Below are 25450 nucleotides of genomic sequence, written 5' to 3' on the forward strand. Positions count from 1 at the left end.
CCCCACTCTCTCAACCCAACCCCGGGTGAACAACCTTCATAGCTTCGACAGCTAGTCTTCCGCGGTCGTCCGGCTGATCGGGGCTGCGCGCATCAGGAAGGCGGGCGTTTCAGAGCCGAAGCCCACGACGCGCGCGCCGTCATCGTCACGATCGCGACCACGCGGGGCGTGATCCCGGCGTTGCTCATCGCGGCGCGGACCGCGGTCGCGGCCCTCCGGACGGGCGTCGGCGCGGCGCGGTTCGCGGTCGCGGCGGGGTTCTTCCTGCCGCGGCGCGCGTTCTTCGCGAACCCGCTCTTCGCGAACGGGGGGAGCGGCGGCTTCAGCAACCACCGCTTCCGTGCGCGGCGTGGCGTCGCGATCGCGGCCACGGCCCCGACTGCGGCCACGACGCGGTTCACGCTCGGACCGTTCGGTCGGAGCAACGTCTTCGCCCGGCGCCGCCATGGCGACGACCGGCGTTTCAGCGACCACGGCTTCGACCTGGGCGATCGGCGTCGTGTCGGCCTCGGTCTTGCGGCCGCGCGGACGGCGGGCGGGCTTATCAGTCGCCTCGGCGACGGGCGCGCCCGGCGAGATGGCTTCCATCGACACGGTCGAGGTTTCCGAGGCGGGACGACCACGGCTGCGATCACGATCGCGATCCCGGCCTCCGGCGCGCGGCCCGCCGCGCTTGTCGCCATCGCGTTTGGCGCGCGGCTCGCTCTTCAGGCTGGCCCAGTCGATGCCTTCGAAGGTCGCTTCGGCCGGAACCTTGCCCGTCAGCTTGATGACCTTGTCATAATTGCGGTCGTCGGCGGGCGTGACGATCATGAAGGTCTCGCCCGAGCGTCCAGCGCGGCCGGTCCGGCCGATGCGGTGGACATAGTCGTCGGCGTGGTGCGGGACGTCGTAGTTGAACACGTGGCTGACATCCGGGATGTCGAGGCCGCGTGCGGCCACGTCGGAGGCCACCAACAGCTTCAGCTCGCCCTTGCGGAAGCCTTCCAGGGTGCGCATGCGCGTCGCCTGGTCGAGGTCGCCGTGAATGGCGGCGGCGTCATGGCCGTGCGTGCGCAGCGACTTGGCGACGATGTCGACCTCGCTCTTGCGGTTGCAGAAGACGATGCCGTTCTTGATTTCGCTGCGGTCGATCAGGCTGCGCAGCGCGACCCGCTTGGCCTTGGGATCGTTGCTCGGGATGCGGGCGACGAACTGGGCGATGTTCTCGCCGGTGGTCGCGGCGCGGCTGACCTCGATGCGGACCGGGTTCTTCAGGAACTGCTGCGTCAGCCGGGTGATTTCCGGCGGCATGGTGGCGCTGAAGAACAGGGTCTGACGCTTGGGCGGGGTCAGCTTGAAGATGCGCTCGATGTCCGGGATGAAGCCCATGTCGAGCATCCGGTCGGCTTCGTCGATGACCATCAGCTGCACGCCGGTGAGCATGATCTTGCCGCGCTCAAACAGGTCGAGCAGGCGGCCGGGGGTGGCGATCAGCACATCCACGCCCTTGTCGAGCGCGGCGACCTGGTCGCCCATCGAGACGCCGCCGATCAGCAGAGCCCAGCTCAGACGCTGGCCCTTGGCGTATTTCTCGAAGCTGCTGGCGACCTGGTCGGCCAGCTCGCGGGTCGGCGCCAGCACCAGGGCGCGGGGCATGCGAGCCCGGGCGCGGCCCGAGGCCAGGCGGTCGATCATCGGCAGGGTGAAGGCTGCGGTCTTGCCGGTGCCGGTCTGGGCGATGCCCAGAACATCCTGTCCGGCGAGGGCGACGGGGATCGCCTGTTCCTGGATCGGGGTGGCCGTGGTGTAGCCGGTGTCAGCCACCGCCTGAAGGGTGAGGGCGCTCAGCCCCAGCTGGGAAAATTCGGTCATGTCTCACTAAAGGAAGATTCAGAGCCGCCCGTGTTTGGGCGAGCGGGCGGCGCGGAATCGCCTGACCTGCCCCGAACTCGCGCGGATACATAGGCCCAAGCCCAATAAAGTCAATGTTTGCTTGGGATTGGGGTCCGCGTGCGCACGCAACGGGAGAGACAAGGTGACAACTTGGCAAGACCGGGTGTGTTGTTGTTCTATGGTCCCAACGGAACGGGAGACGCCCTGAATGTCCGCGAGCGGATTTGCCCTCGGCCTGCTGGCCTCCGCCACGATCGTCGCGACCGCGCCGGCCGTCAGTCTCGAGCCGGCGTTCGGCAACACCATCGTGACGACCTATCCGAACGGCAAGTCGACGAAGACCTGGCTGCATCGCGATGGCACCTACGAAGCGCTGCGCGCCAACGGCGACCACACCGCAGGGGTCTGGAAGGTGAAGGGCGGCGAGCTTTGCATCACCCAGAAGGCGCCGGTCTACGTGCCCCTGACCTTCTGTACGCAGATTGTGCCGGGCGGAGTGGGCACGAGCTGGTCGGCCAAGGGGCTTATGGGTGAACCGGTCCGAAACCTTCTCGTGCCCGGACGGCAGGGTTAACGAACGTCGTTTTCCCGGTTACGGTGCCTGGCTCGCCTGCGAGGCGAGCGAGACGCAACGCAGAAAACGGGCGGAAACAGAGATGAAATTCCTGGCGAAGGCGGCAATCGCCGCGGCGATCTTCATGGCGGCCGGGCCGGCCCTGGCGGCCGATCCGATGTCGACGGCCTACGGCAATACGGTGCTCATCACCTACGGCGACGGCACCACCGTGAAACTGTTCATCGACGAAGGCGGCTCCTACACCGGCGAAAGCCCCGCCGGCGCGACCTCGGGCGCCTGGTCGATCTCCGGCGGCCAGACCTGCTTCACCCAGCAGTCTCCGCAAGCCGCGCCGCCGTCCTGCGGCCCCACGGTCAGCAAGAATGTCGGCGACAGCTGGTCGGGCACGGGCCAGGGCGGTGCGCCGGTGACCATCAGCATCGTGGCGGGTCGGTAGGACTGGTCCTCCCCTTCGGGGGAGGTGGATCGCCGCAAGGCGAGACGGAGGGGGTCCGCTCAGATTTCGGGTGACCCCCTCAGTCAGTCCTGCGGACTGACAGCTCCCCCGAAGGGGAGCATCCGCCAAAGGTCAGATATCCACGTCCGCCGCGGCGAACTCGGCGTTGTCCTGGATGAAGCGGAAGCGCTGTTCGGGTTTGCGGCCCATCAGGTTCTCGACCAGCTCGATGACGTGGCTTTCGTCGCGCGGCAGGGTGACCCGGGCCAGCGTCCGCTTGGACGGGTCCATGGTCGTCTCCTTGAGCTGGGCCGGCATCATCTCGCCCAGGCCCTTGAAGCGGCCGATCTCGGGCTTCTTTCCCTTGAACTGCGTCTCCAGCAGCTCGTCCTTATGGGCGTCGTCACGAGCGTAGACGGCCTTGCCGCCGTGGCTGATGCGATAAAGCGGGGGGAGGGCGAGGTACAGCCGGCCGCCGCGGATCATCTCCGGCATCTGGCGGTAAAAGAAGGTGATCAGCAGGCTGGCGATGTGCGCGCCGTCGACGTCGGCGTCGGTCATGATGACGATCCGCTCGTAGCGCAGATCCTCGTCCCGGTACTTGCTCCCGCCCTGAACGCCGAGGGCCAGCATCAGGTCGGACAGTTCCTTGTTGCCCATCAGCTTGTCGCCGGTGGCGCTGGCGACGTTGAGGATCTTGCCGCGCAGGGGCAGGATCGCCTGGGTCTTGCGGTCGCGCGCCTGTTTGGCCGAGCCGCCGGCGCTGTCGCCTTCGACGATGAACAGCTCGGCGCCATCGATGGCGTTGGCCGAGCAATCGGCCAGCTTGCCGGGCAGGCGCAGCTTGCGGGTGGCCGAAGCGCGGGCGACTTCGCGGTCCTTGCGGCGCTTGAGGCGGTCCTCGGCCCGCTCGATGACGAAGTCGAGCAGGGCGCGGGCGGCCTTGGGCGAGGCGGTCAGCCAGTGGTCGAACGGGTCGCGCAGGGCCGCTTCCACCAGCTTCTGGGCGTCGGACGAGCTCAGCCGCTCCTTGGTCTGGCCCTGGAACTCCGGATTGCGGATGAACACGCTGATCAGGGCGCCGGCATTGGCGATCACGTCGTCGGCGGTGATTATGCCGGCCCGCTTCTCGTTGATCATCTCCGCGTGGGCCTTGAGTCCCCGCGTCAGCGCCGCGCGGAAGCCGGCCTCGTGCGTGCCGCCCTCGGGCGTGGGCACGGTGTTGCAGTACGACTGCATGAAGCCGTCGGCCTCGCCAAAGCCCTGCGGCGTCCAGGTGACGGCCCATTCGACGGCGCCGGCCTCGCCGGTGCGCTCGATGCGGCCGCTGAAGGCCTCCGGCGTCACGGTGGCGACGGATTTGATCCGCTCGGCGAGGAAGTCGGCCAGGCCATTGGGGAAGTGGAACACTGCTTCCGGCGGTGTCTGGTCCTGGATGCGGCCGGGGTGACAGGTCCATTTGATCTGCACGCCGCGGAACAGATAGGCCTTGGACCGGGCCATGCGGTACAGGCGCGCGGGTTTGAATACCGCGCCCTCGCCGAAGATGATCGGGTCGGGCAGGAATTTGATCGCCGTCCCGCGCTTCTTCGAGGGGCCCAGCTTCTCCAGCGGACCGAGCGGTTTGCCGCGGGAGAAGATCTGGCGGTGCTCGAAGCCGTCACGCCAGACCGTGACCTCGACCCGCTCGGACAGCGCGTTGACCACCGAAACGCCGACGCCGTGCAGGCCACCTGACGTCTCGTAGGCCTTGCCCGAGAATTTCCCGCCCGAGTGCAGCACGGTCATGATGACCTCGAGCGCCGACATGCCCGGATGTTTGGGGTGGGCGTCAACCGGAATGCCCCGGCCGTCGTCCTTGACCGTCAGAGCGCCGTCGGCGTCGAAGACGACCTCGATCAGTTTGGCGTGGCCGGCGACGGCCTCGTCCATGGCGTTGTCCAGCACTTCGGCGAACAGGTGGTGCAGGGCGCGCTCGTCGGTGCCGCCGATGTACATGCCCGGCCGCTTGCGCACCGGCTCCAGGCCCTCGAGCACCTCGATGTCGCTGGCCGTGTAGCCCCCGCCGGGCGCGGCCTTCGCCGCAGGGGCGGGGGGCGGCGCGGGCCGGGCGGCCATCGGCTCGCTGGCCTGCGCCAGCGGCGCGGCCGGCGCCGGGTTCAGCGCGTCGTCGAACAGGGAGGATTGCACGGGGGAAGCAGACATGACGCTGGGGAGTTTCGGTCGATTCGGGGACCGTGAGGTATGCGGCGTTGGTCCCCGCGCGGCAAGGATCAGATGGTCGCGGGCTCCGTCCGGGGCGTGAGGATGCGGGCCAGCGGCCGGCCGAAGAGCATCAGTATGACCAGGGCCGCCCCGGCCACGGCCGTATGCAGCAGCCAGAACTGCGCCGGAGTCATGACTTCGTAGAACCGCCCCAGCCAGCCCAGCACGAACTGGCAGATCGCCGAGGCGAGATAGAAGACCCCCATCATGGTCGTGTTGACCGCCGCCGGCGCGGATCGCGAGAAGGCCGACATGGTCACCGTGTCGACGAACGGGATCATCAGGTCCTGGAAGACGAAGAAGACGACCGGGAAGATCAGTGCGACCGGATGGGCGCCGGCCAGCCAGGTCCCGAGCGTCAGAATGCCGAAGCCGGTCGCGCCGAGGAACAGGCCGAAGTTGATCTTGCCGATATCGCCAGGCTCGCGGCCGCGTTTGGCCTGCCAGGCCCAGACCCGCACCGCCGTGAACACCGCCAGGATGGTCAGGACGCCGTCGAGCGTGGCGAACCAGGTCACCGGCGCGCGGAAGCCGAGGATGTTCAGGTCGACGTGGGCGTCGGCCCAGATGGTGAAGATGTTCCAGGCCTGGTTGTAGGCGCTGAAAACCAGGATGTAGGGGACCAGCAGCAGCATCAGGCCGAGGATGATCCGCCCATCGCCGGGCTGAAGGCGGGGCGCCGCCGTGTGGCCGTCGGCCTTGCGGTGGAGAGCGTCCGGCGGCAGGTGTTTCTGCCCGATCAGATAGGTGGCCAGCGAGATCAGCATGCCGATGCCGGCCGCGCCGAAGCCCCAGTGAAAGCCGACCTTCTCGCCCAGCGTTCCGCAGACCAGAGGCGCCGAAAACGCGCCGACGTTCAGGCCGATCAGATAGATGCCGAAGGCCCGCGTGCGCCGGGTGTCGTTCGGCGCATAGAGCCGCCCGACCTGCACGGCCATGTTGCCCTTGATGCAGCCGGCGCCGAGGATCAGGCTCAGCAAGGCCAGCAGAAACAGGTGCTCGGAGACCATCATCGCGTGGCCGGCGGCCATCAGCAGGGTGCCGAGCACCACGGTGCGGCGCTGGCCCAGCAGCCGGTCGCCGACCAGCCCGCCGAGGATCGGCGTGACATAGATGAAGCCGGTGTAGAGGCCGAAAATCTGTGAGGCGAGCGCCAGCGGCGTCAGGGGTCCGAACGCGCCCTCGACCACGCCGCGGAAGGCTGGAAAGCCCCAGACGTTCTCCACGTGGCCGGGCAGCAGCAGCTGCTTGGTCATGTAGAGCGTCAGCAGCCCCATCATGCCGTAGTAGGAAAACCGCTCCCAGATCTCGGTCAGGGTCAGGACCGCGAGGCCGCGCGGGTGGCCCAGCAACTGCGGGCCGCCAATGCCGCCAGCGCTCGCCGGCGTGTCGGCCGATTCAGAACCCGCCTGCATGGTCGTCCCCCCGGGCGGCCCCCGCCGCCAACCTGAACCTGACAGGGCAGCTAGGCCGTCACAAGCGGTTGACCAGCGGGCGCCGGCCGAATTGGCTGACGCCTGTGTGGCGGGCGCCTACTGATAGGCTGGCGGATACCCGCTGGCCGCCGACTTGAGGTAGCGGTCACGGAGTTCAAACCCTCGGGTGCTCCGGGGTTGCTCGACGCCGTCGATGAACACCGTCACAGGCCAGGTCGTGGTTTCCAGCGGATCGCCGGTCCACAGCACCACGTCGGCTTCCTGACCGGCGGCCAGGGTTCCGACGCCGGTCATGCCCCAGATCTTCGCCACGTTGGCGGTGATGGCAGCCATGGCCTGATCGCGGGGCAGGCCGTTGGCGACGGCCAGGCCGGCGTTGAAGCGCTGCTGGCGCATGTTGTTGAGGTCGCGGCTCCCCATGATGGCCACGGTCACGCCGGCGGCCTGCAGGCGGGCTGCGTTGTCCAGGCGCGCCGCCAGGCTTTCGAAGCTGTCAGGCAGGTCGGCCTGGCTGTCGACGATGACACCGACGCCGGCGGCGGCGATCTGCTGGGCGACGAGCCAGCCTTCCTCGGCGCCCTCGAGGATCACCTTGATCTTCTCCTCCCGGGCCAGACGCAGGACCTGGAGGATGTCGCTGGCGCGATGGACGCGGACGAGCAGGGGCGTCTCGCCCCGAACCACGGGAATCAGGGCTTCCAGATCGATGCGCGACAGGCCGAACTCACGGCTTTCGCCCCGGTCATAGGCCGAGCGGTTGCGGGCGAAGGCGCGGGCATCCTCGAAAGCGCCTTTCACCAGCACCAGCGCCGCGCCGCGCGAGCCGCCGGCATTGCGGGCGCCGGTTTCGCCGAGATCCAGCGTCACCGCCACACGGGCGCGCACGACCGGGTCCTGATCGCCGGCCGCGAGGCTGACGATGGCGGCCTGGCCGGCGAACATGGCGGGATCACCCTCGTCCCCGCCGCCGCCGCCGGCGAAATCCTCGGCCCCACTGTCGTCTTTGTGGCCGTCACCGCCGCCGCGCGACAGCACGGGGGTGGCCACGACGCGGGTCAGGCCTGTCTGGCGGGCCAGCGGGATCATGGTGCTGTTGGGATTGACGCCGTAGCTGATGTCAAAGCCGGCCGAGAGCTTGCCGGAGCGGTCATCGCGGGTGGGCGTTACCTGCTCGACTTCGGTGACGGTCAGGCTGGACGACGGGGCGATCAGGCCAGGCGTGACGACGCCGCCGTTGGCGTCGATGACACGGGCGCCGGCCGGGGCCGCGACCCCGGCGCCGACGGCGATGATCTTGCCGTCCTTGAGCACGAGCGTGCCACTCGGGATCGTTCCGGCCGGGCCGGCGGTCTCGATGCGGGCGTTGACGATGGCCACGGTCTCGGCGGCGGCCGGCGTGGCGAGCGCCAGGGCGGCGAAGACGAAAAGGGCGCGTTTCATGGGTGGAAGGCCCCTTCGCCGGGCTGGCCGAGTTCGAAATCGGATTTGGGCTGATAGCGGGGATCGTGCCGATCGTAGATCAGCGCCCCGTCGATGAAGACCTTTTCGGCCTGGGCGTAGATGCTGAAGGGATCGGCGCTCCACAGCACCACATCCGCCCGCTTTCCGGCGACCAGCGAACCGGTCTGGCCATCGATGCCCATGGCCTTGGCCGGGTTGGCGGTGATCCAGGCGATCGCTTCAGCTTCCGTGATGTTCAGACCGATGCGGTTGCCGGCCGCCATGGCGATCGCGGCTTCCTGGTTCAGCCGCTGGGTGATCGTCGCGTCATCGGAGTGGATCACCGTGCAGGCCCCGGCCCGGTAGGCGATCGCGGCGTTGGCCTCGATGCCGTCGTAGGACTCCATCTTGAAGCCCGCCCAGTCCGCCCAGGTGGCGAAGCAGATGCCCTCCTTCGCCAGCAGGGGGCCGATCTTGTAGGCCTCCGAGGCGTGGTGGAACATGCTGATCTTGTAGCCGAATTCCCTGGCGATATCGATCATCACGGCCATTTCGTCGGCGCGATAGCAGTGGTTCTGAACGAGGATTTCGCCGTGCAGGACGCCGACCAGGGTGTCCAGCCCGAGGTCGCGCTTGGGTGGGTCGGCCTTTTCGCCCTTGGCGATCTTGGCGCGGTAGTCGTCCCATTTGCGGCCATACTCCGCCGCGTCGATCCAGGCGCGCCGATAGCCGGCCACGTTGCCCATGGCCGTCGAGGGCGAGCGGCCCTTGCCGCCGTAGACGCGCTTGGGGTTCTCGCCGCAGGCCATCTTCAGGCCGTAGGGCGCGCCGGGCATCTTCATGCCCTGCATCGTCACCGAAGGCACATTGCGCAGGGTGACGGAACGACCGCCGAACAGGTTGGCCGAGCCCGGGAGGATCTGCAGGGTCGTGACCCCGCCGGCGCGGGCCCGGTTGAAGCCGGGGTCCTGCGGCCAGACGCTGTGCTCGGCCCAGACATTGGCCGTCACCGGATCGGTCGCCTCGTTGCCGTCCGAGCGCGAGGCGACGCCGGGGGAGGGGTAGACGCCCAGGTGGCTGTGCGCGTCGATGATGCCGGGCGTGACCCACTTGCCGCGGCCGTCGATGATCGTGACTCCGTCGGGAATGGCCGTGTCCGCGCCGCCAACGGCGAGAATCTTGCCGGCCTGCAGCACGATGACCCCGTTGTCGATCCGCAGGCCCGTCGCGGTCAGGATCGTCGCGCCCCGGATCGCCGTCGGAGCCGAGGGGAAGGCGGCGTAGGTCGAATGGAAGGGATCGGGTCGCGCCGCAGGGTCGAGGCCCGCGGGTATGGGTTTGGCCGGCGCGGTGCTGGCGACCGGTTTGGCTGTGGCCGCCGTCGTCCCTGTCGTGGCGCAGGCGGCCAGTAGCGCCGCCGTCGCGGTGGCGGCCAGGGCCGCCCCGAATCTGAATGTCATGACCCCGTCCCAAACGCGAAGGCGCAGAGATCAAACCAATTGCGCGCGCTGATCAAGGGTGCATGAACCGTTCTCGACAGTCTGACGTTCAAGGCACAGATTTGCGGCGAGGGACGCCGACGGAGAAGATCATGACGCGCTTCATCAGGATTGGTCTGGCGGCAGCCCTGCTGCTGGGTCTGGCCGCCGCCTGCGAATCTTCGGGCGATGGCGGCCCTCTCCCGCCGCCGCCGCCGGGCCGAACGCCCGTCGCCGAGGGCGGCATGTGCGGCGGCTTCGCCGGCTTCCAGTGCCAGGCCGGACTCTACTGTTCGATGACGCCGGAGATGCAGCGCATCGCCGACGGCTCGGGGACCTGCCGCAAGCGACCCCAGATGTGCACCCGCGAGTACCGGCCGGTCTGCGGCGCCGACGGAAAGACCTACGGCAACGCCTGCACCGCCGCCGCCGCGGGGATCAGTGTCGCGGGCGAGGGCGAGTGTCCAAAGGGCTGATCGCGACGCGCTGAAACCGTTGAAGGCGGCCTCGCGACAAGGCAGACTTTTGCCATGAAGCGGATCCTGTTCCCACTGGTCGTTGCGGCGGCAATCGCGATAGCGGCTCTGCCCGCGGAGGCGGCTGCCTCCGGCGTGAAGTCGCCCTGGCAGTTGGGCCTTCTGGAGTCCTGCAAGTCCGACAGTTTCGTCGAGAAGACCAGGGCGAAGGCCTCCGCGGGGGACGTCGAAGCCATGGCGGCGCTGGGCTACCTCTACTCGGAGGCCTGCGGCGTCCCCTACGACGCCGAGGAAGCGGCCCGGCTGTGGATCGCCGCCGCCGGACAGGGGCAGGCCGACGCGATGGCCTCGCTGGGCTACATCTACGGCGAAGGGATCGGCGTCGCGGAAGACCCGGTCGAGGCCCTGCGCTGGACGCGGGCGGCGGCCGAAAAGGGCAACGTGCGTGGGCTGTTCAATCTCGGGGTCAGCTATGACCTCGGCCTTGGCGTCGCGGCCGACAAGGCCGAGGCGATCCGCTGGTACCGTGCGGCCATCGCCCAGGGTGACACGGACGCCATGCACAACCTGGCGATCCTCTACCTGCGAGGCGACGGGCCAGAGAAGGACGAGAAGGAAGCTGCCCGGCTGTGGCAGCGAGCGGCTGATCTGGGAGACCCCGAGAGCATGGCCCAGATGGGCTCCATGGCCTACTGGGGCAAGGGCGTCGACAAGGACATCAATCAGGCTCTGCGCTGGTGGCGCGCGGCGGCGGACAAGGGCGAACCGTCGGCGATGTTCTTCATCGGCCTGCTCTACGAGACCGGCGAGGGCGTCGTCGCCGATGACGTCGAGGCGCTCCGGTGGATCCGCAAGGCCGCCGACAAGGAAGACCCGAACGCCATGGTCAACATGGGGGTGCGGGCGATCTCCGGCAAAGGCGTGACCCGCGACGCGCGGCAGGCCCGCCGCTGGTGGAAGGCGGCCGCCGACAAGGGCGACGGCAATGCGATGTACTACCTCGGCATGCTCTATTCGGACGGCGACGAGGGCGTTCCCGAGAACCAGGACGAGGCTGTCAAATGGCTGCGCCAGGCCGCCCAGGCCGGCAATGTCGAGGCCGCCCGGGTCCTGCGCCAGAGCGGCATCGGCGTGGTGGCCCCGGCGGAAGTCATGTAGCGGCCGGCAGGCTCGCTCTACCGCATAAGCGCAGGCGCGTTCGCCTCCGGCAGGTTGAACAGTTGCCCCGCGAAGAAGATCACCGCCTCACGACCATCGGTGTCAGCGACAGGCGCGGTGATAAAGGACCCGTTGCGGTCATAGCTTCCGGCGAAGTCGACGATCGTGCCCTTGTAGTCCGGGAAATCGATACGCCCGACGAGCTTGCCGTCCCTGGAGATCGTGTAGCCGTCCGCGACGCGACGCTGGTCGTATTCACGCTCGGGGTGGAAGCCGGTCGGCACGGCTTCGTAGAGGACGCCCTTGTACCGCAGCCGGGCCTTGAGGACCTTGAACTTGTCCGGATTGATGGTCGTGAAGGAGATCATCGCGTCAGACTCGGCCTCTATGCCGGGCACGACGGCTTCAAGCGTGTAGGTATCCGGAGGGACGTCCTTGAAATCGCAGGCATAGAGGCTGTTTTCAGCGGTGTTCCAGAGGCCGGACCACATCTTTGTTCTCATCGAGCAGAGACCCGTCGCGACAGGCGCGCCGTCCGCCCGCGTGAACCGGAAACTGACGGTGACGCGCTTCACATTGCGGGACGAGCCGAGCACGTCGACCGAGAAGGGACCGCTTACGTCCGAGACGCCCGTCCTGGCCGCGAATACGTAGTCGGCTACCGAGAAGACGGTCTCGCCAAACTTGCCCTTGGCCTTTCCGAGGCTCAGCCGCTCCACCGACACGGCGTAGGGCAAGCTTGAAGTTGCAACCTGCGCCGGCGTTTGCGCATGGCCGGCGAAGGGCATGGCGACGACGAGCGCGGCCGACAGGTAGGGCAAGAGTGTCCGCATGTCCGATCTCCCCCGGAATCAAGGCGCCGCTGACTATGCCGCAGGTTTCCGTTCCGCGTGAATCGGGCTCGTCCGGTGTCTGCTCAGCGGAGGATGACACATACGAAAAGGGCCGGAGATCGCTCTCCGGCCCTTCGTGTTTTCAATCAGCTTTCGCTGACTAGCACTTGTAATACATGTCGAATTCGACGGGGTGCGGGTGCAGCTGCAGGCGCATCACTTCTTCCATCTTCAGCTCGATGTAGCTGTCGATGAAGTCGTCATCCATGACGCCGCCCTTCTTGAGGAAGGCGCGGTCCTTGTCGAGGTTCTCGAGGGCCTCGCGGAGCGAGCCGCAGACTTCCGGGATCTTCTTCTGTTCGCGCGGCGGCAGGTCGTAGAGGTTCTTGTCGGCGGGCGCGCCGGGATCGATCTTGTTCTCGATGCCGTCGAGGCCGGCCATCAGCAGGGCCGTGAAGGTCAGGTACGGGTTGCCCATGGGATCGGGGAACCGGCATTCCAGACGCTTGGCCTTGGGGCTGTCGACGTGCGGGATGCGGATCGAGGCGGAGCGGTTGCGGCTGGAGTAGGCCAGCTTCACCGGCGCTTCGTAGCCCGGGACCAGGCGCTTGTAGCTGTTGGTCGTGGAGTTGGAGAAGGCGTTGATCGCCTTGGCGTGTTTGATGATGCCGCCGATGTACCAGAGGCACATTTCCGACAGCCCGGCGTACTGGTCGCCGGCGAACAGCGGCTTGCCGTCGCCCCAGATCGACTGGTGCACGTGCATGCCCGAGCCGTTGTCGGCGAACATCGGCTTGGCCATGAAGGTCGCCGTCTTGCCGTAGGCGTGGGCCACGTTGTGGATCACGTATTTGTAGAGCTGCAGGCGGTCGGCCATGGTGACCATGGTGTCGAACTTCAGGCCCAGCTCATGCTGCGCGGGGGCCACTTCGTGGTGGTGCTTTTCCGGCTTCATGCCGAGCTCGCCCATCACGGCCAGCATTTCGCCGCGCAGGTCCTGGGCGCTGTCGACCGGGTTCAGCGGGAAATACCCACCTTTGGGACCGGGACGATGCCCCATGTTGCCCTCGGCATAGCTCTTGCCCGTGTTCACCGGCAGTTCGGTGGAGTCGTAGCTGTAGCCGGTGTTGTGCGGGTCGGTGGACCACTTCACGTCGTCGAAGATGAAGAACTCGGCTTCCGGGCCGAAGTAGACGGTGTCGCCGATGCCCGAGGCCTTCACGTAGGCGAGGGCGGTCTTGGCCATCGAGCGCGGGTCGCGGTTGTAGGGCGTGCCCGTGTCCGGGTTCACCACATCGCAGAACAGGCACAGCGTGGTCTGCTGGTAGAACGGGTCGATGTAGGCGGTCGACAGGTCGGGACGCAGCTTCATGTCCGACTCGTTGATGGCCTTCCAGCCGGCGATCGACGAGCCGTCGAACATGGTGCCGTCTTCCAGGAAGTCGTCATCGACCAGGTCGATGTCGAACGTGACGTGCTGCATCTTGCCGCGAATGTCGGTGAAGCGGACGTCGACGTATTTGACGTCCTTCTCCTTGATCATCGCATGAATGTCTTTGGCCTTGGCCATGTGCCCTATCCCCTGAGCTGATGGTGCGAAACGTTATTGGATTGAGGTGATCAGACCGCCGCCGCGCCGCTTTCACCCGTGCGGATGCGAACGACGTCCGTGACTTCGGACACGAATATCTTGCCATCACCGATGCGGCCGGTGCGGGCCGCGGTCTGAATGGCCTCGAGGGCGCCGGCCAGCTGGTCATCGGAGACCACGACCTCGACCTTGATCTTAGGCAGGAAGTCCACGACGTACTCGGCGCCGCGATACAGCTCCGTGTGGCCCTTCTGGCGCCCGTAGCCCTTGGCCTCAAGCACGGTCATGCCCTGCACGCCGAGCTCCTGGAGCGCTTCCTTCACCTCATCGAGCTTGAACGGCTTGATGATCGCTTCAATCTTCTTCATGCGGGCCTCTGTGGCGCATCTGGCGCGACGGAGCACGGGGCCTTGCGACGGTTCAAGGGCCGTCGCTCCGCACGTGCGTTGCAGCGCAGCGTAAAGGATGGGGCGCCCATCAAACAGGCGCCCGGCGCCCAAGACAAGGGCAATGCGCCAAAGGCCTTGGATGACCTCGCGGCAGGGCGCTACCGAGACTTAAAACCACGCTCAAGGGAGCCGAACGATGCGCGACGACACACCGGTGATCATCGGAGTGGGTCAATTCACGTACCGGGGACCGGCGGATACATCGCCCGCGCCGCTCGACCTGCTCAAGATCGTGGCGGATCGCGCCGCCACAGACGCAGGGCTGCCGGACGGCGCACTCGCCGGGCTAGATGGCGTGGCGGTGGTCGGCTTCACCATCGATGCGCCGGGCGGGTTCGCCCAGCTGCCGTTCCCGCGCCTGAAGAACCCGCCGGCCAGCTTCGCCCGGTCGGTCGGGGCGGACCCGACCTTTGAAATTTACACCCACATGGGCGGCAACAGCCCCCAGCAGGTGATCAACACGCTCTGCGAGCGCATCGCGCGGGGTGAGAATGAGCTGACCATCGCGCTCGGCGCAGAGTTCCTCGGATCGCTGATGAAGCGGCTCAAGGGCGGCAAGGGCTTCGCCGGTTGGGAAGATCCCTATGCCATCGAGGGCGAGCCGAAGCGGATGGGCGATCCGCGCCCCGGCACCACGCCGCAGGAAAACGCTCACGGGCTGAACCGGCCGATCAACGTCTATCCGATGTTCGAGAATGCTCTGCGGGCCCGGGACGGCCGCTCGATCGAGGATCACCAGAAGCGTCTGGGCAAGCTGTTCGCGCCGTTCAGCCAGGTCGCCGCCACCAATCCCTACGCCTGGTTCCCGACCGAGCACAGCGAAGCAGAGCTGATCACCGTCACCGATCAGAACCGGATGATCAGCTTTCCGTACCCGAAGTACCTCAACGCCATCATGGAGGTGGACCAGTCCGCCGGCGTGATCATCGCCAGCGTCCGCAAGGCGCGCGAGCTCGGTGTGCCCGAGAGCAAATGGGTCTATCTGCACGGCTGCGCTGACGCGTCCGACCTCTGGTACCCGTCTGACCGGCAGGACTTCCATTCCAGCCCGGCCATGCGGCTGACCGGCAAGCGGGCGTTCGAGATGGCCCGCATCGGCCCGGACGACCTGGACTACATCGACCTCTATTCCTGCTTTCCGATCGCGGTCGAGGTCGGGGCGGAAGAGCTGGGCCTGTCCCTCGATGACCCCCGCGGCCTGACGGTCACCGGCGGCCTGCCCTACATGGGCGGGCCGGGCAACAACTACGCCATGCACTCGATCGCCACGATGATCGGCAAGCTGCGCGACCATCCCGGCAGCTGGGGCCTGTGCACGGCCAACGGCTGGTATCTGACCAAGCAGTCGACCGGCATCTACTCGACGACGCCGGTGGAAGGTGTGTGGGAGCGGGAAGATCCGGCCGTCATCCAGCGCCAGATCGACGCCCTGCCGCACCCGACGATCGTCGAGCATCCGGAGGGCCCGGCGACCATCGAGGCCTATACCGTGGTCCACACCCGCGACGGCTATCACATGGGCATCGTGTTTGGCCGCGACAGCCACGACCGCCGCTTCATCGCCGTGACCCCGGAGGACGAGGCGACCCTGAAGGATCTGGAGGCCCGCGAAGGCGTGGGACGGACAGGCGTGGTCGGCAAGCATCCGGACGGCAAGCGGAACCTGTTCGTTCCGGACTAGGTTCAGCCTGCCCCTTTGCCGTCATGGCCCGGCTTGTCCGGGCCACCCATGCGCGGCGAGGCGGGACGACTGGCCGCAAAGGCGGCATCCTGCGGTGTTCTTGGATGGCCCGGACAAGCCGGGCCATGACGGAGTTGGGTTGAAATGCGCACCTACATGATCCGCCACGGCAAGCCCTCGGCCACCTGGGGCGATCACGACGACGATCCGGGCCTCGACGAGACGGGCCAGGCCCAGGCGCGGGCGGCGGCCGAGGCGCTGCTGGCGTTGCCGGAAGCGGATCGGCCGACCCGGGTGATCAGCTCGCCCCTGCGCCGTTGCCGCGAGACCGCCATGCCGTTCGCCGAAGCGCTCGGCGTCGACCTCGTCATCGATCCCATGGTCGGCGAGATCCCGACGCCGAAGGCCGTCAGCCACGACGACCGCGGCGCCTGGCTGCGCGCGGCGTTCGGCGGTCGCTGGCAGGAGATCGAGGGCGACCTCGACTATGACGTCTGGCGTCGCGGCGTGGCGGAGGCGGTCGCCGGCTATCCCGGCGCGGCCGTGTTCAGTCACTATGTCGCGATCAACGCGGCGGTCTCGACAGCCCTGAACGATGACCAGGTCATGGGTTTCCGGCCCGACCACTGCTCCATCCAGGTGTTCGACGCCGTCGATGACCGCTTGATCCTGATCGCCAAGGGGCGCGAAGCTTCAACCCAGGTTCTCTAGAGGGCAGGTCTTGGGTTCGGCGCCGGAAATTCTCACGGTCGAGGCGATGACGCGGGCCGATCAGGCCGCGCTCGCCGATGGAACCTCCGGCGTGAAACTGATGGAGCGTGCAGGCCGGGCGGTGGCCGAGGCTATCCGCGACCGCTATCGCCCCTGCCGCACGGTGGTGCTGTGCGGGCCCGGCAACAACGGCGGCGACGGCTACATGGTCGCGCGCGTGCTCAAGCGACGCGGCTGGCCGGTCTGGGTCGAGGCCCTGGCGCCTCCGACGACGGCCGACGCCCGCGCCGTGGCCGCCCGCTGGCGCGGTGAAACCCTGCCTCTTTCAGCCACGGAGCGGCCCGCCGACCTGATCATCGACGCCCTGTTCGGGGCCGGCCTCAGTCGCCCGCTGGAGGGCTCCGCGCTCAGCCAGGCGCGAGCCTCGCATCAGTCAAAGGTCCCGGTCGTCGCCATCGACGTGCCCAGCGGAATCAGCGGCGACACGGGCAAGGTCGTCGGCGAGACGGCCTTCCGAGCCGATCTGACCGTAACCTTCCACCGGCGCAAGGTCGGTCATGCGCTGGAGCCCGGCCGGTCGGCCTGCGGCGCACTTGTGGTGGCGGACATTGGTCTTGGCCCGACGGCGTCCGGCGTTGTCGAGAATCGGCCCGCCCTCTGGATGGACCGGTTTCCGTGGCCGACGGCCGCTTCGCACAAGCATGCGCGCGGGGCGCTGGCCGTGGTCAGCGGCGACCAGTTTCACACCGGCGCCGCGCGGCTGGCCGCCCGAGGCGGCCTACGCATCGGCGCCGGGCTGGTCACGGTGCTCTCTCCGCCCGCCGCCGCTCTGGTCCATGCCGCGCACTTGGAGGCGGTGATGCTGGGCCTGTTCGACAATGACCAGACGCTGGCCGAGGCGGCGGGTCGGGCTGACGTCGTGGTCATCGGTCCGGCCGCCGGGCTCACACCCGCCACGCGCGCTCACCTGTTCGCCCTGGCCCGGACCGGCGCCGCGCTGGTGGTCGACGCCGATGCGCTTACCGTCTTCAGGGACAAGCCATCGGACCTGTTCAGCGCGCTCGATCGCGACGACGTCCTGACGCCGCATGTCGGCGAGTTCGAGCGTCTGTTTCCCGGGCTGCTGGCCTCCAGCCCGCACCGCATCGCCGCCGTGCAGGAGGCGGCGAAACGGGCAGGGGCGATCGTCCTGCTCAAGGGGCCGGATACGGTCATCGCCACGCCGGACGACCGGACGGCGGTCTGTCTCGACGATGCGCCCTGGCTGGCCACGGCCGGTTCGGGCGACGTGCTGGCCGGCTTCATCGGCGGGCTGATCGCCCAGGGCATGGACAGTTTCGAGGCCGCCTGCGCGGGGGCGTGGATACACGCCGCCTGCGCGCGCCGCTTCGGTCCCGGCCTGATCGCCGAGGACCTGCCGGGCCTCGCCCCGGCCGTGCTGGCCGAGCTCTACGACTTAAAATAGGCCCGTTATTACGACAGCCGTCTGATCAGTGAGTCTAGGAAATCATGCGCGCCATCAGCCGCGCCAACTTCTCTTTCAAGGTTGGCGGTCACGTTACCGGGTACCTCTAGATTCTTGGCCATCTCCAATATTTTATGCGTGTTATTTAGTCCAATTTTAGAAAGGGCCGACCCGCACTTTAGCTGTAGCTTGCAAGCCCCGCGGCGCAATGGTTGTTCACTCTCTAGTGTATCGGCGGCTCCCTGAAGTAACGCGGAGCTCACGCGATAAATCGTCATTGTTTCGGCGGCTAGGATCAAGATCCGGAAAGCTCTAAGTATTGTGCCCAATCGGATGGTTTGGGCTGCAAATATGAATCCTAATGCGCAGACCAATTTGCCAATGCCGCCGGGAACTTCTCGAATATGGGCTCCCCACTCTTCGTCGTACCGTTCTCGCAACTCGCCCTTAAAGTAACTCACGGCTAGGCGCCGGCAACGTTCCGCGAGCCATGGGAGCCACGCTTCTGCTTCTTGTTTCATGATGGCAGCGACGAAGCTTGCGAATATGGCAAGGCCGATTGCTTTCAAGCCCACGAAAGACCTCCAATCGTGACTTGTAGTGATCGGGCGGCCAAGTGTGCACTGCGTGCACCTTCGGCTGTGACGGAATAAAATCTTCGACGGGGCCTGCCGAGTGCCTTCGGGTCACCTTCTTCCCAACGGCTCGACAAGCAGCCAGCCCGCTCCAGTCGGAGCAAAATAGGATAAAGTGTTCCTGTCGCGAGGCCGGTGGACTTCGCAATCTCGGCACCGGCCAATTCCTTGCCACCAATGATGGTGCTGATCACCCGTAGGGTGTGCGGAGTCATTTGTGGCGCGCGGCTCATGGAAGAATCTCTACATAGGGCTATGTAGAAAGTCAAGGATGGTCGGCGATGCGTTCACTGGCCTCCTGTTTTGACGAACGTGTCGACGTCACTAGGGCGGAGCGGGTCACGCCAGCCGGTAGACCCGCTTCGCCGCGCCCGAGAACAGCGCCGCCTTCTCCGCATCCGAGGCCCCGGCGGCGATGCGCTTGAAGGCGTTCCACAGAGTGGCGTAGTCGCAGCCCCAGCGGTCGACGGGGAAGTTGCTCTCGAACATGCAGCGTTCCGCGCCGAAAGCCTCGATGCAGGGCTCGATGTAGGGGCGCCAGAGGTCCGCCAGCCTCCCGGATGAGGGGCGGTTCACGCCGTCGAGGCCCGGGAAGCCGGGGAAGGGCATTCCGAGACCGCCCAGCTTGACGCTGATCTCCGTCGATTTCGCCAGTTCGCGGATGTTGGCCAACCAGACGTCGTAGCGATCGTCCCGCTTGCCGGCGTAGGCGCCGATGCCGAGCGGCGTGCCCACGTGGTCGAGAATGATCGCGGTGTCGGGGAACGCGCGGGCCAGGTCGATCAGCTCCGGCAGCTGGGGCTCGAGCATCCAGGCATCGAACGACAGGCCCAGCGGCGCGAGCCGGGAGAACCCCGCGCGGAAGGCTGCATCGCCCAGAAGACCGCCCGGCGTGTGGCTCATCGGGCCAAGCACGCGAGGGTCCGGATCGGAGGCGTTGACGTGCCGGATGCCCTTGAACCGCCCGCCGCCGGCGGCGATCTCGGCCTCCAGCACCGCCGCCGCGCCGTCGCCGAGCAGCAGGTCGGCATGGCCGACGATGCCGTCACAGGCACGCAAGGGTCCATAGATCCCGCTGGCGCTCATCGCCGCGACGCCGTTGACGAACTCGACCTCGCCGACCGGAGCCACGCCCGGCGCGGCGTCCGCCCGATAGAAGGCCCCGCACTGGACGTAGACCGTGGCCGTGACGTTATGGCCGCTCCCGGCGTCGGCCCGCAGCTCGTCGAGCAGATACCTGGGCGTCAGGCGCACCACATCCTCGAAGGGGTGGCCGTCCGGACGGGGCGGCTGCAGGGACGGTCGGTCCCACAGGTGATGATGCGGATCGACGATCGGCAGGTCGGGCTCGAGGATTGCCTCCGGCGCGGTGTCTGACTGGCTCATTCCGTTTCCTCGACCCGTTTTTCGCGTTGCCGACATCGTCGCCAGCGCCGGCGGCGACGACAAGCGCAAATGCCGGCTCGCGCGGGGCAATCTCGACTGCATCAAAGCGGGCCGGGACCGCGTCGTGCAGGCTGGCGCCGCACGAGACCGCGCCCCGGGGGGACGGAGCGTTGCGCGGACAGGTCCCTTGACGCAGCAGGTCGACGACATCCTGGAGAAGATCCAGGCGCTGGAGCAGGAACTCGAGGTGGAGTTCGCCAAGGCGCGGGCCGGGCTCAACTATGGCCTGGAACACGGCAGAGCCCGTTTCGAGGAAGAGGTGAAGCGCCGCCACGAGGCGTTGCGCAAGGGGTTGGGCAAGTACCTGGCGGGAGCCAGTCCACTGGTCGTACTGAGCGCCCCGGTGATCTATTCGCTGATCATCCCGTTCGCGATCATGGATCTCTGGGTCTCCGCCTACCAAGCCATCTGTTTTCCGATCTACGGCATCCCAAAGGTAAAACGCGGCCGCTACGTCGTCTTCGACCGCTCAGGGCTCGCCTATCTGAACCTGATCGAGAGGCTAAACTGCGGTTACTGCTCCTATGCCAACGGCGTCGCCGCCTATGTCCGCGAGGTCGCCGCCCGCACTGAACAGTACTGGTGCCCGATCAAGCACGCCCGACGCGTTCTCGGGGCGCACGCCCGCTATGTCCATTTCGCCGAGTACGGCGACGGCGAGCACTACGCCGAGGAGCTGAAACAGGCGCGCGAACGGCTGCGAAATCTGGACGACACGACGGCGGACTAGGCGCCGCGTGGGGCGAGCGCGCTTCCAGACCCCCTGGCCAGGCTCACCAGGCCCGACGCGAGCGCCATCGCCGCGCCCAGCGCCAACCCGGCGCGGGGTGCGACTGCGAGCGGGGCGACGGTGAACAGCAAGGTCATCAGCACCGCGCCTGCCGTCTGTCCAGTCAGGCGGGCCGTGCCCTGCAGACCGCCGGCCGCGCCGCTGCGCTCCGGCGGCGCGGAGAGGAACAGGTTCCGGTTGTTCGGCGTCTGGAACAGCCCGAAGCCCAGGCCGCAGATCGCCGAAAGCAGAATGAGCGGGCGTGGATCGCCCCGCAGTGGCCAGGCGGCCATGGCGGCCAGTCCGCTGGCCAGGCAGCCCGCGCCGATGGCGCAAAGCCAGGCGCTCGGGACACGATCGGAAAGGCGTCCGGCGAGGCTCGCCATCGCCGCGACGCCGAGCGGCCAGGCCGACATGTATAGTCCGGCCGTCAGCGTAGACTGGCCGAGGCCATGCTGCAGGTAGAACGGCAGGGCGACCATACCCGCCGCTTGACCGGTGAAACAGAAGACCGAGGCGATCGCGGACAGCCGGAAGGACGGACTCCTTAGCAGGTCCAGCGGGACCAGCGGCGCGGCTTTCGGAGCCTCGCGGCGTACGAGCAGGATGAATGCGACGACCGCCAGCCCGAGCAGCGCCAGGGCTCTCGGAGGCGCGGTCGTCAGGGCCTCGATGCCGACCACCAGCAAGGCGAAGCTGGCGCCGTTTAGCGCCATGCTGAAAAGATCGAGCCTCTTGGGCCGTCCGGGGACTGGCGGAAGAGACCGCGCCGACAGCAGCACGACCGCGCCGATCGGCAGGTTGACGAGAAACAGCCACGGCCAATCGAGGCGTGCGATGATCAGCGCACCGAGCGTCGGCGCGGTAGCGGAGGCGAGGGCTACCGTCAGCGCGTTCCAGCCGACCGCGGCGCCCAGTCTGTCTCGCGCCACCGCAAACCGCAGCAAGGCCACGCCGAGCGCCATCACCGCCGCGCCGCCGAGGCCCTGAACGAAACGGGCGCCGACAAGAAGAGGGAGTGCGGGCGACAGGGCGCAGAGAAGGGACCCCAGCAGAAAAATGGCCACGCCGAACTGGAAGACCCTGCGGTTGCCGAACCGCTCGCCGAGCGCGGCGCAGGGCAGAAGCGCCATCACCAGCGCGGTCTGGTAGGCGGTGATCACCAGCACGGCCCGCGCCGGCGTAACGGCCAGGGTCCGTGCCATCGTCGGCAGGGCGACGTTGGCCATGCCCGCGTCCAGCACCACCAGGCTCATGGCCGCCAGAACGGCGACGATGGCCAGGGCGCGTTGCGGTTGGGGCAGGCCGCTGTCGACGCCCTGTCCCGTGACGGGAGCGCGGGTCATTCCGCCCCCGTGGTCCACACGCCGTTCCGCTCGTGATAGCGCGTGACCCGGCCTTCCTGCCGGTCCTCGACCCGCAGGTCCCGCTCGGTGAAGCGAAACAGCAGGGCCAAACGCGTCAGGCACTGGGTGTCGTGAATATCGCCGGGCAGATAAACCTGCGCCTGGCCGGCGCGGACCCGCGTGCTGTCCCGTTTCACCAGCCGAACCTCGCCCGCCGGATCCTCGATCCGGGTGTAGGTGCCCATCTCGATCTCGCCGTCCTGAAGGGCGTAGATCACCCAGCCGCGACCGTGGTCGTGGGGTGGGCGGTAGAGGCCCGCCTGTTCGGTGTGGGCCTGCAGGACGAATCCGTGGTCGGGGTCGCGATAGAGCTCCTCGTTGACGGGCCGGTCCCGGTGCAGGGCGCTGAGCCAGGCCTCCGCCGGACGGGCCTGGACGAGGCGCTCAAGGTGGCCGCGACAGTCGGCGACGAGTTCGCTGGTCAGCGGGCCCCAGTCAGCCCTGACGTTATTTATGAAGGTTTCGAGTGCGGTGTTCGCCATTGCCTGGCCTCCGTCTGGTGATCCTTCCCTGAGGCTAGCGGGGCGCCATAAGCGGCGGAACGCGCAGCATTTGCACATCAATGCTGCATCTGACGCTCTGTATTGGGGCAAGAGCGTGCTATGCTGCGTGCATGGCCTCGCCGGACCTCAACCTGCTGATCACGCTCGATGCGCTGCTGGCCGAAGGGAGCGTCGTGGGCGCCGCCCGGCGGCTGCGTCTGAGCCCGTCGGCCATGAGCCGCGCCCTGACGCGCCTTCGCGAAACGACCGGCGACCCGCTCCTCGTCCGGGCAGGACGCGGCCTCGCTCCGACGCCCCGCGCCCAGGCGTTGCGGGATCATGTTCGGCAGCTCGTCGAGGCGGCGGAAGTCGTCCTGCGCCCGGACGAGACCCTGGATCTGTTGTCCCTGGCGCGAACCTTTACCCTGCGTACCAGCGACGGTTTCGTCGAGAATTTCGGGGCCGACCTGATCGCAAGGGTCCGCGCCGACGCCCCGGCGGTCCGCCTCAACTTCCTTCAGAAGACCGACAAGGACAGCGGGCCCCTGCGCGATGGCCGCATCGACCTCGAAACCGGGGTGGTCGAGGAGTCGCTTGGACCTGAGGTGCGGACCCTGGCCCTGTTTCGTGACCGGCTGGTCGGCGTCGTCCGGGAGGGGCATCCTCTCGATCAGGGCGGGTTCCCCCGGTCGTGGTACGCTGATGCCGAGCATGTCGCGGTCTCGCGGAGCGGCCTTGAGGTCGATGCGGTCGATCGGCCGTTCCTGCCCGCGGACTTGAAACGCCGGGTCACGACCCTCGTCAGCGGCTTCTCCGCCGCCCTGGCGCTGGCCCGCGCCTCCAATCTGGTCGCGACGGTCCCGGATCGCCACACCGGGAGTCTGCGCCAGGGGATGGTCACGGTTTCCCTCCCCATGCCGACCACGGCGTTCACGGTCGCCATGCTGTGGCACCCCCGTCTGGACGCGGACCCCGCTCACAGATGGCTGCGATCCTGCGTCCGGGAGGCCTGCTCGCCGCGTCGCGACCCCCTAGCGGCGCAACGCCCGATCCCTTAAGGGACCCCCAGAACCTGCGGATGTGGCGGAACTGGTAGACGCACTGGATTTAGGTTCCAGCGCCGCAAGGCGTGGAGGTTCGAGTCCTCTCATCCGCACCACCCTTCGCCTTGCGGGCTTTGGGTGGCGAGCCGCCCGGAGCCGCATCCCGGGCGAACGCCCGCCCTTCGAAGTCCTGGCGGGGAAGGGCCGTCCGCCGGCGTTCCAAACGGGGCTTGGCCGGAAAAGGCCCGCATGACATAAGGGCCCCCGCTTTGCGCCGCCCCTGATCCGGGCGGCGATCCCATTTCCATACCTGGCGGATGACAACGGCCATGGCCGCTCGTCCGAGACTCTTGAGAATGTCGATGCAAATCGTTGAAAAGTCTGTTGAAGGCCTGAGCCGTGTTTACGGCGTCACTGTTCCCGCCGGCGAGCTCGCCGCGCGTCTGGACGCCCGGATCACCGAACTGGCTCCGCAGATGAACGTGAAGGGTTTCCGCAAGGGCAAGGTGCCCGCGGCCCACGTCCGTCGCATGCACGGCAAGCAGCTGATGCAGGAAGTCATTCAGGACGCACTCAACGAGACGACCCAGAAGGTCCTCGAGGACAACAAGATACGTCCGGCCTCGCAGCCCGACCTCGTGCCCGGTTCCGACATGGAGGCGGTGCTCAAGGGCTCGGCCGATCTGACCTACGAACTCGCCGTCGAGCTGATGCCGGATTTCGAGCCGATCGACACCTCGACGCTGAAGCTGAAGCGCCCGATCTACACGCCGACCGACAAGGAAGTGGATGAGGCCCTGGCCGAGCTGGCCAAGCAGGCCGGCACGTTCGCGCCGCGCACCGGCAAGTCCCTGAAGGCCAAGGACGGCGACCAGGTGCTGATCGACTTCCTCGGCAGCGTCGACGGCGTTCCGTTCGACGGCGGCAAGGGCGAAGGCTTCGAGCTGACCCTCGGCTCCAATCAGTTCATTCCGGGCTTTGAAGCCCAACTGGTCGGCGCCAAGCCGGGCGATGACGTCACCGTCAAGGTGACCTTCCCCGAGCAGTACCAATCGGCCGATCTGGCCGGCAAGGCCGCCGAATTCGCCGTGAAGGTCCACGAAGTCCGCGCGCCGGTCGAGGCGGACGCGGACGACGCCCTGGCCCAGCGCCTCGGCCTGTCGGACCTGGCCACGCTGCGCGACACCGTCACGAAGAACCTCGAGCAGGGCTATGCCAACCAGTCGCGCTTCAAGCTGAAGCGCGCCCTGCTGGACGAGCTGGACAAGGGTCACGATTTCCCGCTGCCGCCGCGCATGGTGGACGCCGAGTTCGCCGGGATCTGGCAACAGGTCGAGGGTGACAAGGCCGCGGGCAACCTGCCGCCGGAAGATGCCGGCAAGAGCGACGACGACCTGCGCACCGAGTATCGCAAGATCGCCGAGCGCCGGGTGCGCCTTGGTCTGGTGCTGGCCGAGATCGGCCGCGTCAACAACGTCCAGGTCACTGACCAGGAGCTGACCCAGGCCATGCAGCGTGAAGCCATGCAGTATGGTCAGCAGGCCCAGCAGGTCTTCGAGTTCTTCCGCTCGAACCCCCAGGCCCAGGCCCAGCTGCGCGCGCCGCTCTATGAGGACAAGGTTGTCGAGCTGATCTTCGGCAAGGCGACCATCACCGACAAGAAGGTCTCCAAAAAGGAGATCGAGGCCGACGACGACCTGCCTGACGGCTACTAGGATACCCGGCGGCCTGGCCGCACGGCCCGGTCGAAAGCTGAGCGTGGAGTAGGGCATGTCGAGGTTGATCGTCGGGCTTTCGG

Annotated in this window: 22 protein-coding genes and 1 tRNA gene; 11 read left to right on the forward strand and 12 right to left on the reverse strand. The window is 67.5% G+C overall.

The features are described 5' to 3' along the window. Positions 1–51: 51 nt before the first annotated feature. Entirely contained in the window at positions 52–1854 is a 1803-nt protein-coding gene (locus ACODSL_RS19000) for a DEAD/DEAH box helicase (RefSeq protein ID WP_488902307.1), read from the reverse strand. A gap of 229 nt (positions 1855–2083) precedes the next feature. On the opposite strand from ACODSL_RS19000, the gene ACODSL_RS19005 reads away from it, so the two are divergent. Together ACODSL_RS19005 and ACODSL_RS19010 are read left to right on the forward strand one after the other, a co-directional pair. Beyond that, positions 2084–2449: a hypothetical protein gene (locus ACODSL_RS19005; RefSeq protein WP_488902308.1), complete on the forward strand. Its 366-nt coding sequence runs from the start codon at positions 2084–2086 to the stop codon at positions 2447–2449. An 82-nt stretch (positions 2450–2531) separates the two neighbouring features. Beyond that, a complete protein-coding gene (locus ACODSL_RS19010) occupies positions 2532–2888 on the forward strand; it encodes a hypothetical protein (RefSeq protein WP_488902309.1) in 357 nt (118 codons plus the stop codon). A gap of 132 nt (positions 2889–3020) precedes the next feature. Here ACODSL_RS19010 and parE read toward each other — a convergent pair whose 3' ends face one another. From parE to ACODSL_RS19030, 4 genes are all read right to left on the reverse strand, one after another. After that, on the reverse strand, positions 3021–5093 hold the full coding sequence (gene parE, locus ACODSL_RS19015) for a DNA topoisomerase IV subunit B (protein WP_488902310.1): 2073 nt from the start codon (positions 5091–5093) through the stop codon (positions 3021–3023). A 68-nt stretch (positions 5094–5161) separates the two neighbouring features. Beyond that, positions 5162–6568 (reverse strand): peptide MFS transporter, encoded by a 1407-nt coding sequence (locus ACODSL_RS19020; protein WP_488902311.1) that lies wholly within the window; start codon positions 6566–6568, stop codon positions 5162–5164. Between the two features lie 117 nt (positions 6569–6685). Further along, positions 6686–8029 carry an amidohydrolase family protein gene (locus tag ACODSL_RS19025; protein WP_488902312.1) on the reverse strand — a complete coding sequence of 448 codons (1344 nt, stop codon included), beginning with the start codon at positions 8027–8029 and terminating at the stop codon, positions 6686–6688. Beyond that, positions 8026–9489, reverse strand: a complete 1464-nt coding sequence (locus ACODSL_RS19030; RefSeq protein WP_488902313.1) for an amidohydrolase — start codon at positions 9487–9489, stop codon at positions 8026–8028. The genes ACODSL_RS19025 and ACODSL_RS19030 overlap by 4 nt, the downstream gene beginning before the upstream one ends. A gap of 131 nt (positions 9490–9620) precedes the next feature. On the opposite strand from ACODSL_RS19030, the gene ACODSL_RS19035 reads away from it, so the two are divergent. After that, positions 9621–9983, forward strand: a complete 363-nt coding sequence (locus ACODSL_RS19035; RefSeq protein WP_488902314.1) for a Kazal-type serine protease inhibitor family protein — start codon at positions 9621–9623, stop codon at positions 9981–9983. Between the two features lie 54 nt (positions 9984–10037). Continuing rightward, complete coding sequence (locus ACODSL_RS19040) at positions 10038–11141, forward strand: SEL1-like repeat protein (RefSeq protein ID WP_488902315.1); 1104 nt, start codon at positions 10038–10040, stop codon at positions 11139–11141. Positions 11142–11158: 17 nt separating this feature from the next. On the opposite strand, the gene ACODSL_RS19045 is transcribed toward ACODSL_RS19040, so the two are convergent. The 3 genes from ACODSL_RS19045 to ACODSL_RS19055 form a co-directional block, all read right to left on the reverse strand. Next, a complete protein-coding gene (locus ACODSL_RS19045; protein ID WP_488902316.1) occupies positions 11159–11974 on the reverse strand; it encodes a hypothetical protein in 816 nt (271 codons plus the stop codon). A gap of 160 nt (positions 11975–12134) precedes the next feature. Continuing rightward, entirely contained in the window at positions 12135–13544 is a 1410-nt protein-coding gene (gene glnA / locus ACODSL_RS19050) for a type I glutamate--ammonia ligase (protein WP_488902317.1), read from the reverse strand. Positions 13545–13594: 50 nt separating this feature from the next. Next, positions 13595–13933, reverse strand: a complete 339-nt coding sequence (locus ACODSL_RS19055) for a P-II family nitrogen regulator (RefSeq protein WP_488902318.1) — start codon at positions 13931–13933, stop codon at positions 13595–13597. A 217-nt stretch (positions 13934–14150) separates the two neighbouring features. Between ACODSL_RS19055 and ACODSL_RS19060 the strand changes: the two genes are divergently transcribed. From ACODSL_RS19060 to ACODSL_RS19070, 3 genes are all read left to right on the forward strand, one after another. Then, positions 14151–15695, forward strand: coding sequence for an acetyl-CoA acetyltransferase (locus ACODSL_RS19060; RefSeq protein ID WP_488902319.1), 1545 nt, complete (start codon positions 14151–14153; stop codon positions 15693–15695). A gap of 144 nt (positions 15696–15839) precedes the next feature. Beyond that, entirely contained in the window at positions 15840–16406 is a 567-nt protein-coding gene (locus ACODSL_RS19065; protein WP_488902320.1) for a histidine phosphatase family protein, read from the forward strand. 46 nt (positions 16407–16452) lie between these two features. Further along, positions 16453–17871: an NAD(P)H-hydrate dehydratase gene (locus tag ACODSL_RS19070; protein ID WP_488902409.1), complete on the forward strand. Its 1419-nt coding sequence runs from the start codon at positions 16453–16455 to the stop codon at positions 17869–17871. Between the two features lie 565 nt (positions 17872–18436). On the opposite strand, the gene ACODSL_RS19075 is transcribed toward ACODSL_RS19070, so the two are convergent. Together ACODSL_RS19075 and ACODSL_RS19080 are read right to left on the reverse strand one after the other, a co-directional pair. Then, positions 18437–18739 (reverse strand): PadR family transcriptional regulator, encoded by a 303-nt coding sequence (locus ACODSL_RS19075; RefSeq protein ID WP_488902321.1) that lies wholly within the window; start codon positions 18737–18739, stop codon positions 18437–18439. Between the two features lie 106 nt (positions 18740–18845). Next, complete coding sequence (locus tag ACODSL_RS19080; protein WP_488902322.1) at positions 18846–19892, reverse strand: amidohydrolase family protein; 1047 nt, start codon at positions 19890–19892, stop codon at positions 18846–18848. A gap of 187 nt (positions 19893–20079) precedes the next feature. On the opposite strand from ACODSL_RS19080, the gene ACODSL_RS19085 reads away from it, so the two are divergent. After that, the gene (locus ACODSL_RS19085) at positions 20080–20682 is read left to right on the forward strand and encodes a hypothetical protein (RefSeq protein WP_488902323.1); all 603 of its coding nucleotides are present in this window, start codon (positions 20080–20082) and stop codon (positions 20680–20682) included. Here the strand turns inward: ACODSL_RS19085 and ACODSL_RS19090 are convergent. Both ACODSL_RS19090 and ACODSL_RS19095 read right to left on the reverse strand, forming a co-directional pair. Beyond that, the gene (locus ACODSL_RS19090; protein ID WP_488902324.1) at positions 20679–22067 is read right to left on the reverse strand and encodes an MFS transporter; all 1389 of its coding nucleotides are present in this window, start codon (positions 22065–22067) and stop codon (positions 20679–20681) included. The genes ACODSL_RS19085 and ACODSL_RS19090 overlap by 4 nt on opposite strands. Further along, positions 22064–22609 carry a hypothetical protein gene (locus tag ACODSL_RS19095; RefSeq protein WP_488902325.1) on the reverse strand — a complete coding sequence of 182 codons (546 nt, stop codon included), beginning with the start codon at positions 22607–22609 and terminating at the stop codon, positions 22064–22066. The genes ACODSL_RS19090 and ACODSL_RS19095 overlap by 4 nt, the downstream gene beginning before the upstream one ends. 131 nt (positions 22610–22740) lie before the next feature. On the opposite strand from ACODSL_RS19095, the gene ACODSL_RS19100 reads away from it, so the two are divergent. The 3 genes from ACODSL_RS19100 (at position 22741) to tig (ending at position 25367) form a co-directional block, all read left to right on the forward strand. Then, the gene (locus ACODSL_RS19100) at positions 22741–23667 is read left to right on the forward strand and encodes a LysR family transcriptional regulator (protein WP_488902326.1); all 927 of its coding nucleotides are present in this window, start codon (positions 22741–22743) and stop codon (positions 23665–23667) included. 16 nt (positions 23668–23683) lie between these two features. Beyond that, a tRNA-Leu gene (locus ACODSL_RS19105) sits at positions 23684–23768 on the forward strand. 246 nt (positions 23769–24014) lie between these two features. Then, positions 24015–25367: a trigger factor gene (gene tig / locus ACODSL_RS19110; protein WP_488902410.1), complete on the forward strand. Its 1353-nt coding sequence runs from the start codon at positions 24015–24017 to the stop codon at positions 25365–25367. Positions 25368–25450 lie beyond the last annotated feature (83 nt).

The sequence above is a fragment of the Caulobacter sp. FG121 genome (assembly GCF_057809815.1).